At 65.6% G+C, this 17,102-nt stretch carries 10 protein-coding genes and 1 pseudogene; 3 read left to right on the top strand and 8 right to left on the bottom strand.

All coding sequences use genetic code 11. The features are described 5' to 3' along the window. Positions 1–202 precede the first annotated feature (202 nt). Entirely contained in the window at positions 203–3,898 is a 3,696-nt protein-coding gene (locus OG381_RS48095; RefSeq protein ID WP_327722297.1) for a CHAT domain-containing protein, read from the bottom strand. Positions 3,899–4,535: 637 nt separating this feature from the next. Between OG381_RS48095 and OG381_RS48090 the strand changes: the two genes are divergently transcribed. The 3 genes from OG381_RS48090 (at position 4,536) to OG381_RS48080 (ending at position 10,211) form a co-directional block, all read left to right on the top strand. Then, positions 4,536–5,495, top strand: a complete 960-nt coding sequence (locus OG381_RS48090; RefSeq protein WP_327722296.1) for a hypothetical protein — start codon at positions 4,536–4,538, stop codon at positions 5,493–5,495. 308 nt (positions 5,496–5,803) lie between these two features. Then, complete coding sequence (locus tag OG381_RS48085) at positions 5,804–7,315, top strand: ISL3 family transposase (protein ID WP_443062012.1); 1,512 nt, start codon at positions 5,804–5,806, stop codon at positions 7,313–7,315. Positions 7,316–7,532: 217 nt separating this feature from the next. Next, complete coding sequence (locus tag OG381_RS48080) at positions 7,533–10,211, top strand: hypothetical protein (protein ID WP_327722295.1); 2,679 nt, start codon at positions 7,533–7,535, stop codon at positions 10,209–10,211. Positions 10,212–10,484: 273 nt separating this feature from the next. Here the strand turns inward: OG381_RS48080 and OG381_RS48075 are convergent, their stop codons facing one another. The 7 genes and pseudogenes from OG381_RS48075 to OG381_RS48045 form a co-directional block, all read right to left on the bottom strand. Then, positions 10,485–10,970 carry a hypothetical protein gene (locus OG381_RS48075; RefSeq protein ID WP_327722294.1) on the bottom strand — a complete coding sequence of 162 codons (486 nt, stop codon included), beginning with the start codon at positions 10,968–10,970 and terminating at the stop codon, positions 10,485–10,487. Between the two features lie 115 nt (positions 10,971–11,085). Next, positions 11,086–12,558 carry a hypothetical protein gene (locus tag OG381_RS48070; RefSeq protein ID WP_327722293.1) on the bottom strand — a complete coding sequence of 491 codons (1,473 nt, stop codon included), beginning with the start codon at positions 12,556–12,558 and terminating at the stop codon, positions 11,086–11,088. Then, a complete protein-coding gene (locus OG381_RS48065; protein ID WP_327722292.1) occupies positions 12,555–13,667 on the bottom strand; it encodes a hypothetical protein in 1,113 nt (370 codons plus the stop codon). Before OG381_RS48065 ends, OG381_RS48070 begins: the two co-directional genes overlap by 4 nt. 1,364 nt (positions 13,668–15,031) lie before the next feature. Next, positions 15,032–15,397 carry a hypothetical protein gene (locus OG381_RS48060; protein WP_327722291.1) on the bottom strand — a complete coding sequence of 122 codons (366 nt, stop codon included), beginning with the start codon at positions 15,395–15,397 and terminating at the stop codon, positions 15,032–15,034. A 167-nt stretch (positions 15,398–15,564) separates the two neighbouring features. Further along, complete coding sequence (locus OG381_RS48055; protein WP_327722290.1) at positions 15,565–15,918, bottom strand: hypothetical protein; 354 nt, start codon at positions 15,916–15,918, stop codon at positions 15,565–15,567. Beyond that, a pseudogene (locus tag OG381_RS48050) lies at positions 15,915–16,217 on the bottom strand (transposase); the annotation flags it as partial. The gene OG381_RS48055 and the pseudogene OG381_RS48050, both read right to left, overlap by 4 nt. A 101-nt stretch (positions 16,218–16,318) precedes the next feature. Then, positions 16,319–17,098, bottom strand: coding sequence for an SAVMC3_10250 family protein (locus OG381_RS48045; protein ID WP_327722759.1), 780 nt, complete (start codon positions 17,096–17,098; stop codon positions 16,319–16,321). Positions 17,099–17,102 lie beyond the last annotated feature (4 nt).

Raw genomic sequence — 17,102 nt, 5'->3', positions numbered from 1 at the left:
GAAGGATAGCGTGTCGGTCGTCGTGGTCACCGAAGATCAGTCAATAACCGTTCATCTCCGCGGGCACGAACCCGATACCGGAGCAAACCCCGGAACCAAGTCGAATGCTGTGGTTGCCCAGTGCGGCAACGGCAAGGCCGAGTTCCTTGATCTCCTCCCATAGTTTCCAGGCGTTGGTGCCCCCAGCTCGAGGTCCTGGTGTTCACGCGCCAGCATGCAGGTAGGCGGCCCACAGTAGGGGGGCTCGTCTCCGGTCGAAGGGGGCTCGCAGGCCGTGACCGTCGCGTACCTTGCGTACGGCGCTATGGAGAGCGTGGGCCGCCTGGGCAGGATCCAGACGGGAGTCGGTCTGTAGGTCGGTATAGAACAGGTCAGCGATGGTGACGGCGATCTGGTCGTCGATCTCCCACAGGGTGCCGACCACATGGGGGAACCCGGCGAGTTGGAAGGCGGAGGTGAGGTGGATGGCCTCGTCGAGTAGGTCGGACGTGTCAATGGCCGCAGTGCGGCAGGCGGACAGGTAAGCCAGTCTGGCCCGGCCGAGTACGACGGGTGCGAGGCTGGCAACGGTCAGCGGATCGTCCCTGTGGTCGTGGAGCAACAGATGGCTCTTCGAAGGATCGGTGGGGTCGCTGGCACCGTGGCAGGCAAAGTGCACGATCGCACATTCCGGCATGTGCTCCAGCACATTGGCTTTTGTCGGCATGGACCTAGTCGGATCCAGAAACCCGTCGGTGGGGGCCGGTTCCCGGAGTAGCACTGGGGCGAGCAGGCGGGTCTGCACCATCGTGGCTTCGGCCTCAACGAAGCGCAACCGGCCGTGGTTGGGTAGCCCGGGTGTGGTCGGCATTGCGACGATCAGACTTCGCACCGCTGCGGGGGACAGGGTGCGCTCGCGGGCGTAGCGCAGCGCGCGCACGGTGGGGGTGTACGAGGAGATGACCCGGTCCATCACCGTACGCCGGTGCGGATCGTCAGCCGAGTCAGTGTGGTGGCCCGCCGCATGTAGTGGCAGCAGGCTCAGCAGTCCGCCCGGTGCCCACCACACCCGCGGCCATTTCTCCTCGCCGCTCCAGCCCCCTACTGCGGGCGCACCGTCATATCCCAACTCGATGAGCACAGGGCCTGCGGCCGCATCCCAAAGCCACTGAAGGACCTCTACGAGTGTGGCCTGAGCCTTTTCCCGCTGGGACGAGTCAGCCCCGGCCGTAGCCAGATGCAGCGCCCACCGGAAGGTGTTGATCTGGTCGATCACCTTGTCGGGGGTGAGCTGGGGCAGTTTCAGACTGGTGATGCCCTCGGTGGTGAGCAGCAGGGCATCGCTGCGGAGATCGCTGATATTGAACACCACCACCGGGCCCTGGGATGCCTGAGCAAGGAGTTCGTCCGTGGTGGGCGGCAGGGCGAAGGAGCGAAAGCCGTCCAGGCTGCGGATCTCGGTCAGGAGGACGGTGAACTCCTCCGCCAGCTGGTGCCTGTCCCGCATCAGGCGGTCCTGCTGCAGACTCAGGCCGTCAGTTTCGGTGCTTGCTTCGGTGGGGCCCACGGTGCTCGTGGACGCATCAAGCTGTTCCCTCAGCTCGGCGAACTTGAGTGCCAGCCCGGGATGGTGTTCACGCAGATCGGTCAGATCGCTGCGGGTTTCCAGTGCCTGACTGAGCAGCACAGCCCGGCCTGCCTCCAATAACGACAAAGCCCGCTCCGCCCGGCTGGAAGGGGTTCCGCCGGGGGCAGAGAGCGACAAGGCAGCGGCCTTACCGGCGAATCCCGCAAACCCGCCGACCGCATGCTGCTGATCCCCGCGCTCCAGACGGCGCGGGGCCACTTGTGGCAGCAGTCGCACTGCCGCCTCCGCCACCTCTGCTGCCCGCCCCACATCACCGGACTGCGCCAGCAGTCCAGCCGCCCTACCCCCTTCCCGGACTCGGAGCGATGGGGGTGCTGTACTCACCTCCGACGCTTCCAGCAAACGAGACACGGCTGTATCCAGGTCCTCCCGCCTGCCGGTCCGCTCGAACCTGGCGCGCAGGGCAACCCCGAGGTTAGCCAGCCACTTGGCGCATTCGGGGTGGTCGCCGGGGGTGGCGTCTACTGCCTCCTGCCCTACCGTGACGGCGATGTCCAGGTCCTCCAGCGTGCCGGTCCGCTCGAACCTGGCGCGCAGGGCGACCCCGAGGTTGGACAGCCTCATAGCGCGGTCGGGGTGATCAGCGGGGGTGGCGTCTACTGCCTCCTGCCCTACCGTGACGGCGATGTCCAGGTCCTCCAGCGTGCCGGTCCGCCCGAACCTGGCGCGCAGGGCGACCCCGAGGTTGGACAGCCTCATAGCGCGGTCGGGGTGATCAGCGGGGGTGGTGTCCACCGCCTCCCGGAGATGGACGATGGCAGCGTCCAGATCCTCCAGCACGCCGGTCCGCTCGAACCGGGCCTGCAGGGCGAGCCCGAGGGCGGCCAGCATTATGGCGTGATCGGGGGTGCCGACGGTGATGGCCACCGCCTCCCGCCCGACCTTGACGGCGGTGTCCATGTCCTCCACCATGCCGGTCCGCTCGAATCGGACCTGTAGGGCGTTCCCGAGGGTGGACAGCATCCAGGCGCGCTGGGGGTGGCCGGCTGGAGTGGTGGCCACCGCTTCCCGCCCGACCGTGACGGCGGTCTCTATGTCCTCCAGCCTGCCGGTCCGCTCGAACCTGGCCTGGAGCGCGTCCCCGAGGTTGGACAGCATCCGGGCGCGGTCCGGGTGGCCGGCTGGAGTGGTGGCCACCGCTTCCCGCCCGACCGTGACGGCGGTCTCCAGGTCCTCCAGCCTGCCGGTCCGCCCGAACCGGAGCCGCACGGCGGCTCCGAGGTTGGACAGCATGGTGGCGCGGTTGGGGTGGTCGGCGGGGGTGGTGGCCACCGCCTCCCGGAGAAGGACGATGGCAGCGTCCAAGTCCTCCAGCCTGCCGGTCTGCCTGAACCGCAACTGGAGGGCGGCTCCGAGGTTGGACAGCCTCATAGCAAGTTCGGGGTGGTCGGCGGGGGTGGTGGTTACTGCCTCCTGCCTTACCGTGACGGCGGTCTTCAGGTCCTCCAGCCTGCCGGTCCGCTCGAACCGGGCCTGTAGGTCGGCTCCAAGGTGGGACAGCATGGTGGCGCGGTTGGGGTGGTCGGCGGGGGTGGTGGCCACCGCCTCCCGGAGATGGACGATGGCAGCGTCCAAGTCCTCGAGCTTGCCGGTCCGCTCGAACCGAGCCTGCAGGGCGGCCACGAGGTTGGACAGCGTCCCGGCGTGGTCCGGGTGGCCGGCGCGCATAGTAGCCACCGCCTCCCGCCCGACCGTGATGGCGGTCTCCAGGTCCTCCAGCCTGCCGGTCCGCCCGAACCGGAACTGCAGAGAGGCTCCAAGGCCGGCCAACATCCAGGCGCGGTCGGGGTGGTCGGCGGGGGTGGTGGCCACCGCCTCCCGGAGATGGACGATGGCAGCGTCCAGATCCTCCAACCTGCCGGTCCGCCCGAACCGCAACTGCAGGGCGGATCCGAGTTTGGCCAGCCTTTGGCAGCGTCCGGGGTGGCCAGCGGGAGTGGCTTGCACGATGCGCTGCCACAGATCTGCCGCAACGGAGAGTCGGTAAACGTCAGGTGAGACCTCTGCGTACTGGAGCATCCGGAAAGCTAGCGGGACTGCGGCATCGGAGAGCACGGGCAGCAGGCGTTCCGGCAGACCAGCGACGCCAGCAATGAAACATGAGGCGAATGCTTCCGTGGCGACACTCAGGGCTGCCTGGTGGTCGCCTTCAGGTAGCGCTTGATGGCGGTACAAGTGGAACCAGCCGAGCAGGAACTGGGCTTCCAAATCTCCCTCGCCGTGGTTGTCCGCAAGTTCCTGGGCTTCGCGGACGGCTTCGGGTTCCAGCACGGGTGATAGATCATGACTCTCATTGATCCGCCGCAGTCGTGTCCACACTGCAGCCAGTCGTTGATCACGCACACAGCCCCCCCGACCATTCACTTACTGCATTGGTTGTAGCACAATCAGTGAAATGTAGGGAGTTACCCGGTTACGCTCACGATTGCCTGGGCGGTCCGAACAGCGCGAGCAGTAACGGTGGCCAGAGGGGGCCAGAGGGTGGGGTGAATGTGTGGTTGATTCTGATGAGTCGGTGCGAAGCAGCCTGGCAATCGTTTGCGCGAATGTGGAGGACATCCGTAGGCGTCTGCGCGGTTACCCGGCAGGCGACGACACCGTTCTCGAGGAAGTGCTGACCGCAGCGCTCGGCGAGGGGGAGATGGCTGGCCCTGTGGGCGAGCTGCACGCCGTGTTGCAGGCTCTCGGCGATGCCCAGGGTCTCTACGCCTACAGCGACAACGGGCGTACGGCGGATCGCGGTGTTCATAGTGTTCATCCCGCGGGCGTCGACCACGAATGCCCGGCTGAGCCGGTGTACTTGTGTCCGGCCGGGCGGTGCGCACGCTTTTGGTGGCCACAGGGACCCGTCCCCGTGCCCCACTGCGCGATCAGCGGGGACACGCTGCGCCGGGACCGGTTGTAGCCGATGGGCGGGATGCTGGCGGAACTCGGCAAGAAGCTCGCCGAACGGTGGCTGTCCCTGCTGGTCCTGCCCGGCGCCCTCTACCTGGCCGTCGCCGCCACCGCCCGCGCTCTCGGCCATAGCCACCCCTTCGACTTGCACCGGCTCACCGGCCAGATCACCGAGTGGGCCAACGCCCCCGCCGCCGGAAGCGCCGGAGGCCAGGTGGTGCTGCTGGCCTCTGTGCTGGGCGGCGCCGCCGCGGTGGGACTGGTCGCACAAGGTCTCGGTTCCCTGGCCGAACAACTCCACCTCGCCGCCGACTGGCGCACCTGGCCCGCCGGGGCCCGCAGCCTGGCACGCCAGGCCACCGCACGGCGCCAAACCCGCTGGGGGGCAGCCGCCGAAGCCTGGCGCCACCACCGGGACGAAGCCGCCCGCGCCCGCGCCCGCGGCCCGCGGGTCGACCCCGCCACACGGCACGCCGCCCGTGCGACGATGACCCGCATCTCCCTCGAACGCCCCGAACGCCCCACCTGGAGCGGCGACCGCATCCACGCCGTAGCCGTACGCCTAGAGCGCGACTACCACCTCGATCTGGCCGCCCTGTGGCCGCACCTGTGGCTGGTCATGCCCGACACCGTCCGCACTGAGATCACTGCCGCCCGCCAGGCCCTCACGCGGGCCACGACCCTGACCGCCTGGGCCCTGCTCTACCTCCCTCTAGCCGCATGGTGGTGGCCCGCCATCACCATCACGGCAGTCCTCGCAGTCACCAGCTGGCGCCGCACCTGCTGTGCCGCCGACACTTACGCCACCTTGCTGGAGGCCGCCGCCCGCCTCCACGCCCGCGACCTCGCCGACCACCTCGGCCTGGATCCTACCGGCCCCTTTACCCACGAATCCGGCGGCGCCCTTACACGCCACCTGACCCCCAGCCCGCCTCCCCTGCCACCGGATGACACCCCTGTCATCGGTGCCTGAAAAGGGTGTGTCAATTTAACGGCCCTGGCTCACTTCCGGTGGTAGCAGGCAGTGATGCTCGTTACCTGTAGCGATCTACGCAGCTCAGACTGCACGTCGACGGCGGAGCCATGGGCTCGTCACAGGCAGGGCAACGAGGTCTCGGGCTGGCATCCACGCGCTCAAACCAGGCGTTCTTCTCATGCCTTTCCGTTACCACCGAATGTGAGACAGGGCCAATTTAACGGCCCTGTCTCACATTCGGTGGTGACGGAGCGTCGTGACGCGTCGTTGACATTGGTGTGAGGGATGTCAACGAGCTTGTCCAGATGGTGTTTTCGGGCCTGTGCCCGCTGGTCATAGACGACGTGGTCGATGAGGGTGAGCGGATCGTGGTGCGAGCGCGGACGCCGCAGGACATGGCGCCGTGCCCAGTGTGCGGGGTGTCGTCGGGGCGGGTGCATGGCTACCACTGGCGGACTGTGGCTGACGTGCCGGTCGACGGGAGGCGGGTGGTGGTCCGTGTGCGGGTGCGGCGTCTGGTGTGCCCCACGCGCGGCTGCCGTCATACCTTCCGCGAGCAGGTGCCCGGAGTGCTCGACCGGTACCAGCGGCGCACCAGTCGTCTGACCAGGCAAGTCAAGGCCGTGGTCAAGGAGTTAGCGGGCCGGGCGGGGGCACGTTTGCTGGCGATACTCGCGGCGGGCGTCTCGCGTCATACGGCTCTGCGGACCCTGATGCGCATCCCGCTGCCCGCAGCGCGGACACCCCGCGTGATCGGCGTCGACGACTTCGCTCTGCGCCGGCGCCACCGCTACGCCACCGTGATCATCGACGCCGAGACCCACGAGCGGATCGCCGTGCTGCCCGATCGCACGGCCGACACCCTGGAAGCGTGGCTGCGCGAACGTCCGGGCGTCGAGGTCGTGTGCCGTGACGGCTCGGCGACCTACGCCGAGGCCATCCGCCGCGCTCTGCCCCGCGCGACGCAGGTCGGTGATCGGTGGCATTTGTGGAAGAACCTGTGTGAAGCCGCCCTCGGCGAGGTGAAGGCACACAGCACCTGCTGGGCCACCGTACTGGACGCACCTATTTACGACGGGCCCCGCGCCCAGACCACCCTGGAACGCTGGCACCAGGTTCACGGTCTGCTCGACCAGGGTGTGGGCCTGCTCAAATGCGCCCGCCGCCTGCAACTGGCCCTGAATACCGTTAAAAAACGCTACGCCCGTGCGGACCGGCCCGAGCGGATGCTCCGCGTCCCCAAGTACCGTGCGAGCCTGGTCGACCCCTACCGCGAGCACCTGCGAAAACGCCGGGCCGAGGACCCTGGTGTCCCCGTCGTGCACCTCTTCGAAGAGATCAAAGCCCTGGGCTTCACGGGTTGCCTGAACCTCCTGCACAAGTACATCAACCAAGGCCGCGCGGACGCCGACCGCAGCCATATCTCCCCGCGCCGGCTCGCCCGAGTGCTGCTGACCAGGCCCGACAACCTCAATGCCGAGCAACACCAGCTCCTGGCCAAGCTCACCGCCGCCTGCCCCGAGATGATCCAACTGGCGGCAGTTGTCAGGGATTTCGCCCCGCTCCTTGCACCTCACGCCGCCAATGCCGACGCGCTCTCACGTTGGATCGTCCAGGTCCGCGGCGCCGACCTGCCCCACCTGCATGCCTTCGCCCGAGGTCTGGAACGAGACCGCGACGCCGTAAACGCCGCCCTCACACTTCCGTACAGCAACGGCCCCACCGAGGGCGTCAACACCAAGACCAAGCGGATCGCCCGCCAGATGCACGGACGGGCAGGCTTCACCCTCCTCCGCCACCGCATCCTCCGCGGATAGCGGCACGCTCCGTCACCACCGAATGTGAGACAGGGCCGTTAGATTTACACTCCCCCTCTCGTATCAGGCGAGAGGCCCCGCCGCTGTTTCGGCTACAAACGAGGGTGCTCCGCGCCGCATGAGGTCTACCCTGGCGGCCTTGGGGGATGGGGGCTGCGCTATGGCAGAGAGATTTGTCCGTGTCCGACGAGGAATCAGTCGGGGGAGCCGCGCCGCAGTGGTCCTGCTGATGGCCGTTGCCGCACATGTGATCTGGGTGTGGGCGGTTGATCAGGCTCACATACCTGTAACTGTGGATTCTGACGAAAGCAGCCTTGTCACCGAGGCGGGGGAGTCCCCCTCTGCCTCGGAAATAGCCGATGACGCTGAAAAGCGTTACAGAGAAGCAGGTCATTTACCGCGGACGGGCATCACCCGGGTGCGGGTCACCCCACAGGCTGACGAACGGACGTGGCACGCCCGCGCGAGTCACACAGTGACCTTGGACGCCAGTGATCCAATGATTGCGGACCTCCGCACGAACGCCGAGAGCTTTGAGAACTGGAAGCCGCTGGTCCTCTGGACAGATTCAACGGAAGAAGGTGACTCGTATTCCTGTGCCGAGCAGAGCTTCGCGAACCCCGATATCCCTCTTGGCCTTGAGCAAAAGAAGAAGGCAGATCCTGTTCGTGTAACCCGTGTCGAGGAGGCGGTCTGGGGCGGCGACCCTCGGGAGTGCGGACCTCAGACGGTGCTGTACATCAGCGTCATAGATGACCGGCTGGGTCCATACGGTATCTACGGCGAGTGGACGGTCACGATCGATGCCCCTGATCACGCTCTTGTCGAGGTCAGAGGAGCCACCACTGTCATCAGTCAAGGAGCACACCAGCTATCCCTGCTGCTGACAGAGCGCGCAACAGTGGTCACCGTGGTGCTGGAGACTGACGAGTTTCCAGGTGGACCAGACCTCAGTGGGCCAGCCCAACTCGCCGTAATGTTGCAGGACAGTCCGGGACCTGGGTGGAACGCATTCTGGTTGATGGCAGCAGTTGCGGCGGTGACCCGGTTCTGGATCTTGCCGTTCATACAGGAATGGGCACCTTCAACCACGCGGCGACGCTGGAGAATAGCCGCCCTAGCCGGCTGTGCTGTGACAGGAATCCTGCTTCTGTACTGTCTGGCAGGAGATGCCATGGTGCCTCCTTGGTCGCAGTGGCAGTACGACGGACGCGCGACTCTTCTGGTCGTCTGGCTGTGGGTACTGCTGCCCTTCCTCGTGGCTGCCTTCACGATTCGGGCTATCGCACTCCGCCTACCCACTTGGAAGGAACTGCTGGGACTCGTGCTGCCGAGCAGCCTCCTACTGGCACCGGTCGCGGTCCTCTGTAAAACGGGTTGGACGCTGGTTCCTCTTCTGCCCATCGTTCTCGCCGTCTCTGCGGCGCTGGGCGTGCTGGTGGTCTTGTCCAAAGGAGCGTGGGGGCCTGTTGGGCGCCGATGGGCAGCCACCGTCGCTGCTGGTGTCTTACTGATGGTGCTCGCAGCTGGCCCTGGCACCGGTCTGCACGCCGACGAAGGCCGGTCCACCGGCTCCTGGCCGGTGGCAAATGCGTTGACGCTACCCGCTCTGGCCTGGGGGTGGTTGAGCATCGTGTGGGTTGTCCTTGCCGCGCTCCAGGCTCGCAGGAAACTGTTGTGGTTTGCCGTCGCTCTGGCCTCACTCGCAACACTGACTGGAGCCACAGGGTATGGGTGGGGGGACACGTGGTTCAGCGAGCCGGGAATTTGGTTCTCCGTGGACCTGGACTCGACGTCAGTCGCGGACTGGTTCCTTGTAAATGTTGTATTCCTGCTGATCGCCGGAGTTTTGACCTACTTGCAGCGGCACGGTAGGGGATTGGAGCGTCCGGTCTGGCCGCCGCACACGCGCACCGCTCTGCTCGGTCTGGGCTTAGTCGCTGCTGGGAGCGGACTAGGGGTGAGCGGTTTCACTTCCTTCGACATGGTATGGAGTAGTGGACCCTACTTCGCCCTAGTGCTTGCGGCGTTGGGATACTCCTGGCTAATGCCGGTGTCGGTCAAGGACCGGGCAGTAAAGCTGCACAGAGTGCGCTCCCGTGTGCACAACCACTTGATGCACACCTTGCTGAGAGACCAGAGCCTGCTCGCTGGCCGCCGAGAGTTCCTGACCACTGCACGCTCCGCTTTGGCTGCTGGTGAACTAACGCAGAAGGAGTGGAAGCCCCAGTGGGACAAGCTGGGGGCCCTCGGTGCTCGTAGCAACGCGCCTCAGCGCTCGGCCGCGCTCCGGCGTACGGCCCTGAGTACCTCGGGTGGTCGCAGCGGCTGGCGGAACGGGCTGGCGGGGTCGGTAGCACTGATGATTCTGACCCTGCCGTGGTCAGCGTTCACCGTTCCACCGCTGATCACCGACACCTTGGACTACGGCACTCTCGATCAAGCTCAGGCGTGGTTGTACGGCCTGCGGTGGGCGGTGCCAGGCTTCATCTACGGATACGCGTATTCCTGGCTGCGCGGAAGCAGCCCCCTCGGAAAGGCGCTGTGTCTCCTGGCGGTCGTGCTGCCCATCGAACTCTCACAGCTCCTGCAACAGGAGCTTGAACCAGGGGAGTTCGCTAGCTCCATACTACTCACGACGGGAAACTGCCTCGCTGTCCATCTCGTTCTAGGCCTCTACTGGGAAATACGGCTGGCTCGGGCAGCTGGTCTGGCCTGGGGCCAGATCCGAAACTTCCGATCGTTGTCCGCAACGGCTGTTCCGGTCACCACAGTGCTGGTCGCTGCAGCCACCGCGCTGGCCACAGCAATGGTGGGTGTGTGGATCACTCCGGAAACGGCTCCGGTACCCGAGGAGAGCCCGTCGGTCAGCGCAAGCCCGACTCCCATCCCTTGATCTGCAGGCCGCGTGCAAGGTCTGGTCGGTTTGGGCGCGTCTTGCCGGACAACGCCGACGCCTCAAGACGATGGTGTCAGGGATCCGCGACCGGCGTTGTCGCCAGGAGCATGGCGAACTGATCGGGATCCCTCGGTAAGTAGGGATGTAGTGCGCCTCTGCCGGCGAAGGCTGCTGGCAATCAACGCAGCTTCATGTGAGATCTGAGTGTGTACACGGCAGGCGGGACCGACGTAGCCGGTCAGGAGCCTGCCCGCCGTGTGGTTTGCAACGTCAGGGGCTGCGGTCGGAATCGTAGGAGAGGACACCGGCAGCGATCCGTCGGGAAGCCCGGTAGACCCGGTTGGGCACAGGCTCGTCAGTGAGGACGATCGCCGCTCGCTCCTGGCAGAGCCGCCGCAGGATCGCTTCTAACTCCTGTTCGTTTCGCGAGCCGGCCATCGCCACTTCCAGGCGTGTCGCATGGCGAAGGTTCGTATAGCGTCTCGCCGACTCCCGGTACGCCTCGGTCTTACCCCCTGGCCCGAGGAACGCCGCCGTCGCGGCGACGGCACCCGCCACTGCAGAGATTGAGCCACCGACTTGCGCAGAGTAGAGCGCCGAGACGATACCGGCCACGGCGGCCACTAGAGCGGGGAAGAACACGGCGGTTCTAGTCCAGAAGGCGGTGGCCTTCGCTGCCTCGAAATACGCCTGGGCGCTGTATGCGGCATCTCGGTCCAGCCGTTCCAGTTCCACAACTGAGGGTGGTGGAGGCATCGATCTCCTGTCCTTCTACGGCTCCGGATCCCCTGATTACCGAGGGGACTCGCGTGCATCAGCCCGGGAGGGGAGACCTGCGGCGGCATTCCCCACGCCCTGGAGGTGTCCGACGTCAGGCAGAGACGTGCTGCCCCTGAAGCTCATCAGTCCTTTCCGGTAGCAGGTGTGCACGCACAAGGTCCCGCCTGGCCATAGCGAACACCGCGCTTAGGGCGTCGTCGTGGAGAGACTGCACAGTCAGGGCAAGAGGTGGGAGCAATAGGGTCACAAGCGTGCGCAATTCGCTGAGCGCTTCAAAAATCGGGTTGTCTGGCGAGAAGGGCCGGAGGTGCATTGCACAGGTCCGTGCGGCCGGTATGACAGCGTCTTCCAGCACAGTCAGGAGGGTGTCAACCTGCTCCTCCTTGGGCGGCAGTTGGTGATTCTGCCACTGAGCCTCTTCAAGGAAATCGAGTGAGAGCTCGAGGTCATCGAAGGCTGAACGGAACGGCTCCGGGAGGTACGCCCAGGGTGTCCACCTGATAGCGGGGGGCCCCACCTCAATGTCCCCGCGGAGAAACACCTCGTTGCCATCCGCATCGTTGATCCGCCATTGCCTTCCCAGCAGAGGCCGCTGTCGCAGACTTCCGACAGTTAATTCGCTCTCTTTCCAGGCCTTCCATACAGTGTCGCTCGGATGGTCGATGAGTAGGAAGAGCCTCTGTCCTTCGGCTGGTCCTTCCCTCAAGATGCCCACAGGCTGATCGGCGTGGGTGAGCAGCGCGTTGATCTTTCCGTCTTTGGGCAGGACTTGCGTCTCCCATCCGGCGACGCGGTGGTAGAACTCGGCCATGTGGTCGATCTGATCAGTTGCGAAGTCGACTCGGGCCGGCATGACGTGCATGTTGTGCGGTAGCTGCCACAGCAGGAGCGGATGGTGCGCGGGATCCTCCACCAAGGCGCACTTGCTGCCCTCATCTGTTGGATGAAGCCATGCGGGATCGTCCACCACGGCGGACGCATTGACTTCCCACGTCTGGGACAACAGTACGCCGCCCGCCTCGATGGCAGTACTGATGCTCTCGACGAGCGAAGAAACGACGATACCCAGGCAGGATGGCGCGCGGTGGCCGGCCTCCCTGTAGAGATCAGGAAGTGTTGATGGCCAGGTCAAATCCGACCACGGAGCAGGCCAGTTACTGCGCAGAAACTGGGTGACCGTTGACGTTTCGGAGGCCAAGAGCGGCACCCACACGGGACTTCCGACAAGACTGGGGCCTGGATAGCGCGCGAGCTCAGCTTGAGCGTTGGCCCGGCCCACGGCCCTCTCAAGATCGACCACAATGCTCCGCAGTGCATCGCCCTGCTGTCCGGTGGGACCGGCCAGTCGCAACAGCAGCCCCGAAGAATCCCCTACAAGTGACAGGAAGGCGAAGCCTTCCTCTAGCTCCACCGTACGTAGCCCAATGACGCGCTCGGAAACGGAGTCAAACGATCGAACCCTGAGGTGAAGCTGCTGCATCAAGATGTCCGCGAAACGGTCGTCCAGTTCGTTGAACAGGCGGCGCTCCCACAGCGTGCCCCAGTCTGAAGCGGTTGCGTTCACGGCTGCCCGCTTTCGTCAGTGGTACCAGGGCAGGTGATGGTCCAGTCTCCGCCCTGGAAATGGGAGGACAGGTCGGCGACCTCTGCCGACAGGTCAGGTGGCCCGCAAGACTCGAAGACCGCGATGCTGACGTCACGGCGCAAGGCGTCCGACATGAGGGATGCGAAGCGCGTCACGTGGGGCATGGTGGCTTGGATCAGGTCGGAGCGGATGTAGTTGTACACGTCGTGGTGGGTTGTCTCGCGAGTGAGTACGAGTCCGACCTGCTCGGCGTACTTCTCGCATTTCGCCACAACGGCATCGCTCGACAGCTGCAGGTCATAGTCGCTTGGTACCCGGTCGATGCCCACGGTGTACATCACGTCGAACGGACGGCGAAGGGGACGCGGGCGAGATGGCCATCGTTCGTTGAAGCGGCGTTCGATCTCGCGGATCTCGAAGACTTGGGGAAGTCTGCCTCGCAGCTGTCGGAACGAATTGATGATCTCAGAGCGGGTCTCGGGCAAGGTCTTGTGTCTGCCGGCGAAGAATGCCGTGGAACTCCCCTTGAGCCGGACGTCGACCTCCCGAGGGTCGATTCCGTCGTCTCGGAGAGCCTGCCCAAGGTCATCAACGAAGGCTTCGTAACTGATGGCTGAGAAGCCAAGGGGAAGGTCACCAGAGAGCAAGCTGTCGATGGAGCCCCGGGAAATGGACAGATACTCGAGGTCCTGGGCCGTAACACGGTATCCGCTGTCGTCACGCAGCAAGGACTGCCGCAGGCCAATGGGCTCCAACTGGAGAGGTTCCCCACTGGCCTGCACAACAGCGTGACGAAACTCAACGTCGCGGGCCAGCAGTTGAGCAGGGACGAAAGTGATGGCCCGTCGATGAGTGCCGACCCCGTACATGTCACCGACGGCGATCCCGCAGACCAGATCTCCGCACGTCACCACGGCTCCCAGGGAACGTTCCATCGATGGACCAGTGCTCCCACCACCAGAAGCCATCCAAGGGCGTGGTTTGGGCGCGCGCTGATTCTCGATCAAGCCGATTCCGTGCCCCGGCAGCGGCTCGATCCCAAGTCGGATGTCCCGGGAGAAGTGATAGCCAGAGAGCTTGGCATCCACCCACGTTCCGTCCCGGCGGGGCGCCCCCCAACGAAGCGGTGCGGATCGCACTGACCACAGATCCATTTCCCATTCGGGGAAGTCGACGGACAACAGTGCGGCATCTAACTGCTGGCCTCCATGCCAGACCGCCCTTGCCCAGCAGGTGTAATTCGAGTCCCTGTGACGCACGAAGATCTGAGGTCGACTGCCGTCCTGAGGGGCGACCCGGCCGGGGACCAGCACCAGCGGTCCCGCAATCCACAGCCCGCTGCTCTCCACCCAGCCCTGTGCTGACCCAGCCTGAACCTTGACCAGGCGGGCTGGGGAGATCGCCGGTTCAGCTCCAGTTGGTGCCTCCACGGCCGCGTCCTCTGGTGGTGCCCACGGCTCACTCATGACTACGCCCCCAAGCGCCGCGCGCCATGCTCCGGCTTTCCCCGTCGCAGTGAGTGCTACGACTGTAGGGGAGCCGCCGCTGCCTGCACACGGAAACCACTCCAACTCGCCTCCTCTCCAGATGCGAGTGGCATGAAAGTCATGAGGGACGAAAAAGAGTCCACTCGCGGCAACTCCAACACTTCGGGCCTGCTGTCGGCGGCGCCCGACGGATGAAGAAGTATCGCCGAACTGGTCCGGTGTGCCCCCTCTGCCGTGAGCTCGGCTGAATTCCGCGTGATCATGAGCACTCTCCGAACCCGCCGTTCGGTGAGTAGCGGAGCTCGCGCCCAGCGGTGTCGTCATGGCACCAGTCTGCGAAGTCTGCTCTCACTGGGCCGGACTGCTCATGATCAGCAGCGGGCTCTGCGGGCAGCAGTGCTCACCTCCTCCGACACCGCAGGCCAGGCACTCGCAAGCGCTCACGACGCTGAGTCGCCGGATGGCCCCTCCGCCGCCCCGAGAACCTCACCAAGTCCGAAGAGCTCCCGCTTAAGACCGTCTCGACCAACTGCCCCGAGATACCCGCCCTCACCCGCCACGTCAGCCCCTTTGCGACCATCCTGACCGAGCCCCAGAGTGAAAGGCCTGCCGGACTGGCTCTCGACGCCGTCCGACAGAACGGCTTCCCAGCCTCCGCATCCCCTCGCCACAGGACTGGAACGAGACCTGGACACCGTCATCGCCGGCCTGACCCTGCCCCTGGAACTCGGCCGCTGAGCCCGAGATTGAAACTCCGTCAGCTGCGTGCGCAAGCTAGACTCGCCTTGGAGCTGCGCTGAGCTCGGCATTGCCGAGTCTCGCACTGTCCCTCTTCGCGGTAGCCGTTATCTGCAAGATCCTGGCATCGAAATTGAGCAACAACCAGGACATGGAGACGAACGAGCGTGAGGAGAACCGCATGGCTGATGAACCGAACTCGAGCAGGATGAAGCAGTGGGCAGGCACTACTTGCGACGTACTGGGAGACCTTGCAGTCGGCTTCGCGGGTGGGGCAGTGTCGAGCTGAGCGCAGCTCCTTTGCCATACAACAGCCGGGCGTTGTCCGCCCGCAGCCGGGCCAGCTCCCCCGCCGCGCTCACGCTGCCATCGCCGTCCTCGGGCGCGGCCTGGGTCTCGTCCTTGCGCAGCCAGGTCCGGGGCGACTGCGCGGTGATACCGAGACCCGCGGCAACCGCCGCACCCGTCCGCTTCCCGGCCGCGGCGTAGAGCGCGTCGGCGTCCTTCCTGGACTCGGGGACGGTGTTGTCGGTGTGGGCGTGCGTGCACCTGCCCGCGGTGTGCCAGGAACCGGGCCACGTCCCCGGGCCCACTGCTGCCGGGCCCCCGGGGGTTCAGGCCCGCCGACCGGGGCTCGGCGGGACGACGTCGCAGAGCGGTCTCGAGCAGGGCCGGGGGCCGGTATTCCTGGTCGAGCGCGGTGATGTACGAGGCCGACTGCACAGGGAGGAATAGTCAAGACCTGTGGATTCGGCGTGGTTCAGCGATAGCGCGGGAGTCCGCCGAGGTCCAGGAGCTCGTCCTCGAAGTCGCAGGCGGCAACGGCGTCGAGGCCGCGGTTCCAGACTGCTTTGAGCACGCGTGACACTGCTTCGACGAGGACGGGGTCGGGGTCGTCGGCTTCCGCCTCGATCGTGAACGGCCACCCGATGAAGTCGGCGGCCAGCCCGTCGTCCGGGTTGTGCCGGATCTCGAAGACCATCCGGCCTGATCGAACCGCGTAGTGATCGTCGGCGGATGCTCCGAGGGTTGCCGCGACGAGCGCGGTCACGGACTCGCGATTGCCGCCCCGCAGGTAGATCTGGCAGCTGCCGTAGTCCTTCACCGTGTTCACGCTGCCTGCTCCTGTCGCTCGATCAGGATGCCGTTCTCGAACCGGGCCCCGGTGCGGACCAGGGCGACGAGGTGGGCTCCGGTGACCGCGCGCCACCGGGCCTGGGCGGACTCGACGAGCTTGAACACCGTCGCCAGGGCAGCGGCCGGGCTGCCGGCGCCACGGGTGACCTTGGCGCGGAGCTTGACGGTGGAGAACGTCGATTCGATGGGGTTCGTGGTCCGCAGGTGGATCCAGTGCTCGGCCGGGAAGTCGTAGAACGCCAGCAGCTCCTCGGCGTCGTCGGTGATCTTCGCGACGACCATCCCACTCGCCGAATACGAGACCAACCACTACCGGTAGAATCACAAAGTCCCAGCTCACAGCCGCAACCTAGAGTCTCGATCAAAGCCGGGGCGGTTCAAACTGCCGCATACTCCACGACGAGAGGACTTGCCACCAGGCATCGGGAGGTAGTGTCAGTGCCAGGAAGAAGCCCAGTGACACGCGCATACCCGGTCATCACTGTGGCTGTGTCGATGCCGATTTCCTCCTCGTCCAGGGCATGCAGCAATGCCTGAACGCCACGCCTGTGCAGGTCGGCGGCTGTCGGCTGGCCCTCGGGCATCGGCTCACGGTGCCGGGTGAGTTCCTGGACTACCTGTCCGGCTCGGGTGACGAAGGACGCGCCCAGACTGGATGCGGAGTTCACCACCTCAAGCTCGGGGCCGTCCACCGGCGTCGGCGTCCAGCCCCGCAAATGCCGGGCCGATCCGTGCATCAGTAGCCGGCAGTCCCCGGCTGTCGCGGGGTTCGCGTGCTGCTCCCGCGCCGAGTCTACGAACAGCACGAGGTCCTGGTGGGCGCCGCTGAGCGTCACGCACCGTAGCGGGGCTTCGAACTGTACCCACTGGCCGGGACGCAGCTCTGGTGCGGTGTACCACTCCGCAACGATCTCCAAGTGTCGGTACACCTGCTGCAGGTGCCGCTGCTGCCCGAGCTCGCCGTCCGCGGTTGGCGTGTCTATGTCGATACCGCCGAGGGGTGTGGTCACGCGAAGGGCACTCGTGCGCGGTATACGTCGGGGTGCAGCCACGAACTGCCGCAGTTTTCCCTCTGATAGGTAAGCGATCTCACGCAAGGCTCGTCCCCGTCCGTGTACTGGCTTCGACAGGTCATACTGCCATTTCGCACCCTTCACCACC

The organism is Streptomyces sp. NBC_00490, assembly GCF_036013645.1.
GTDB lineage: Bacteria > Actinomycetota > Actinomycetes > Streptomycetales > Streptomycetaceae > Streptomyces > Streptomyces canus_F.
This window is presented reverse-complemented; position numbering and strand designations above follow the sequence as displayed.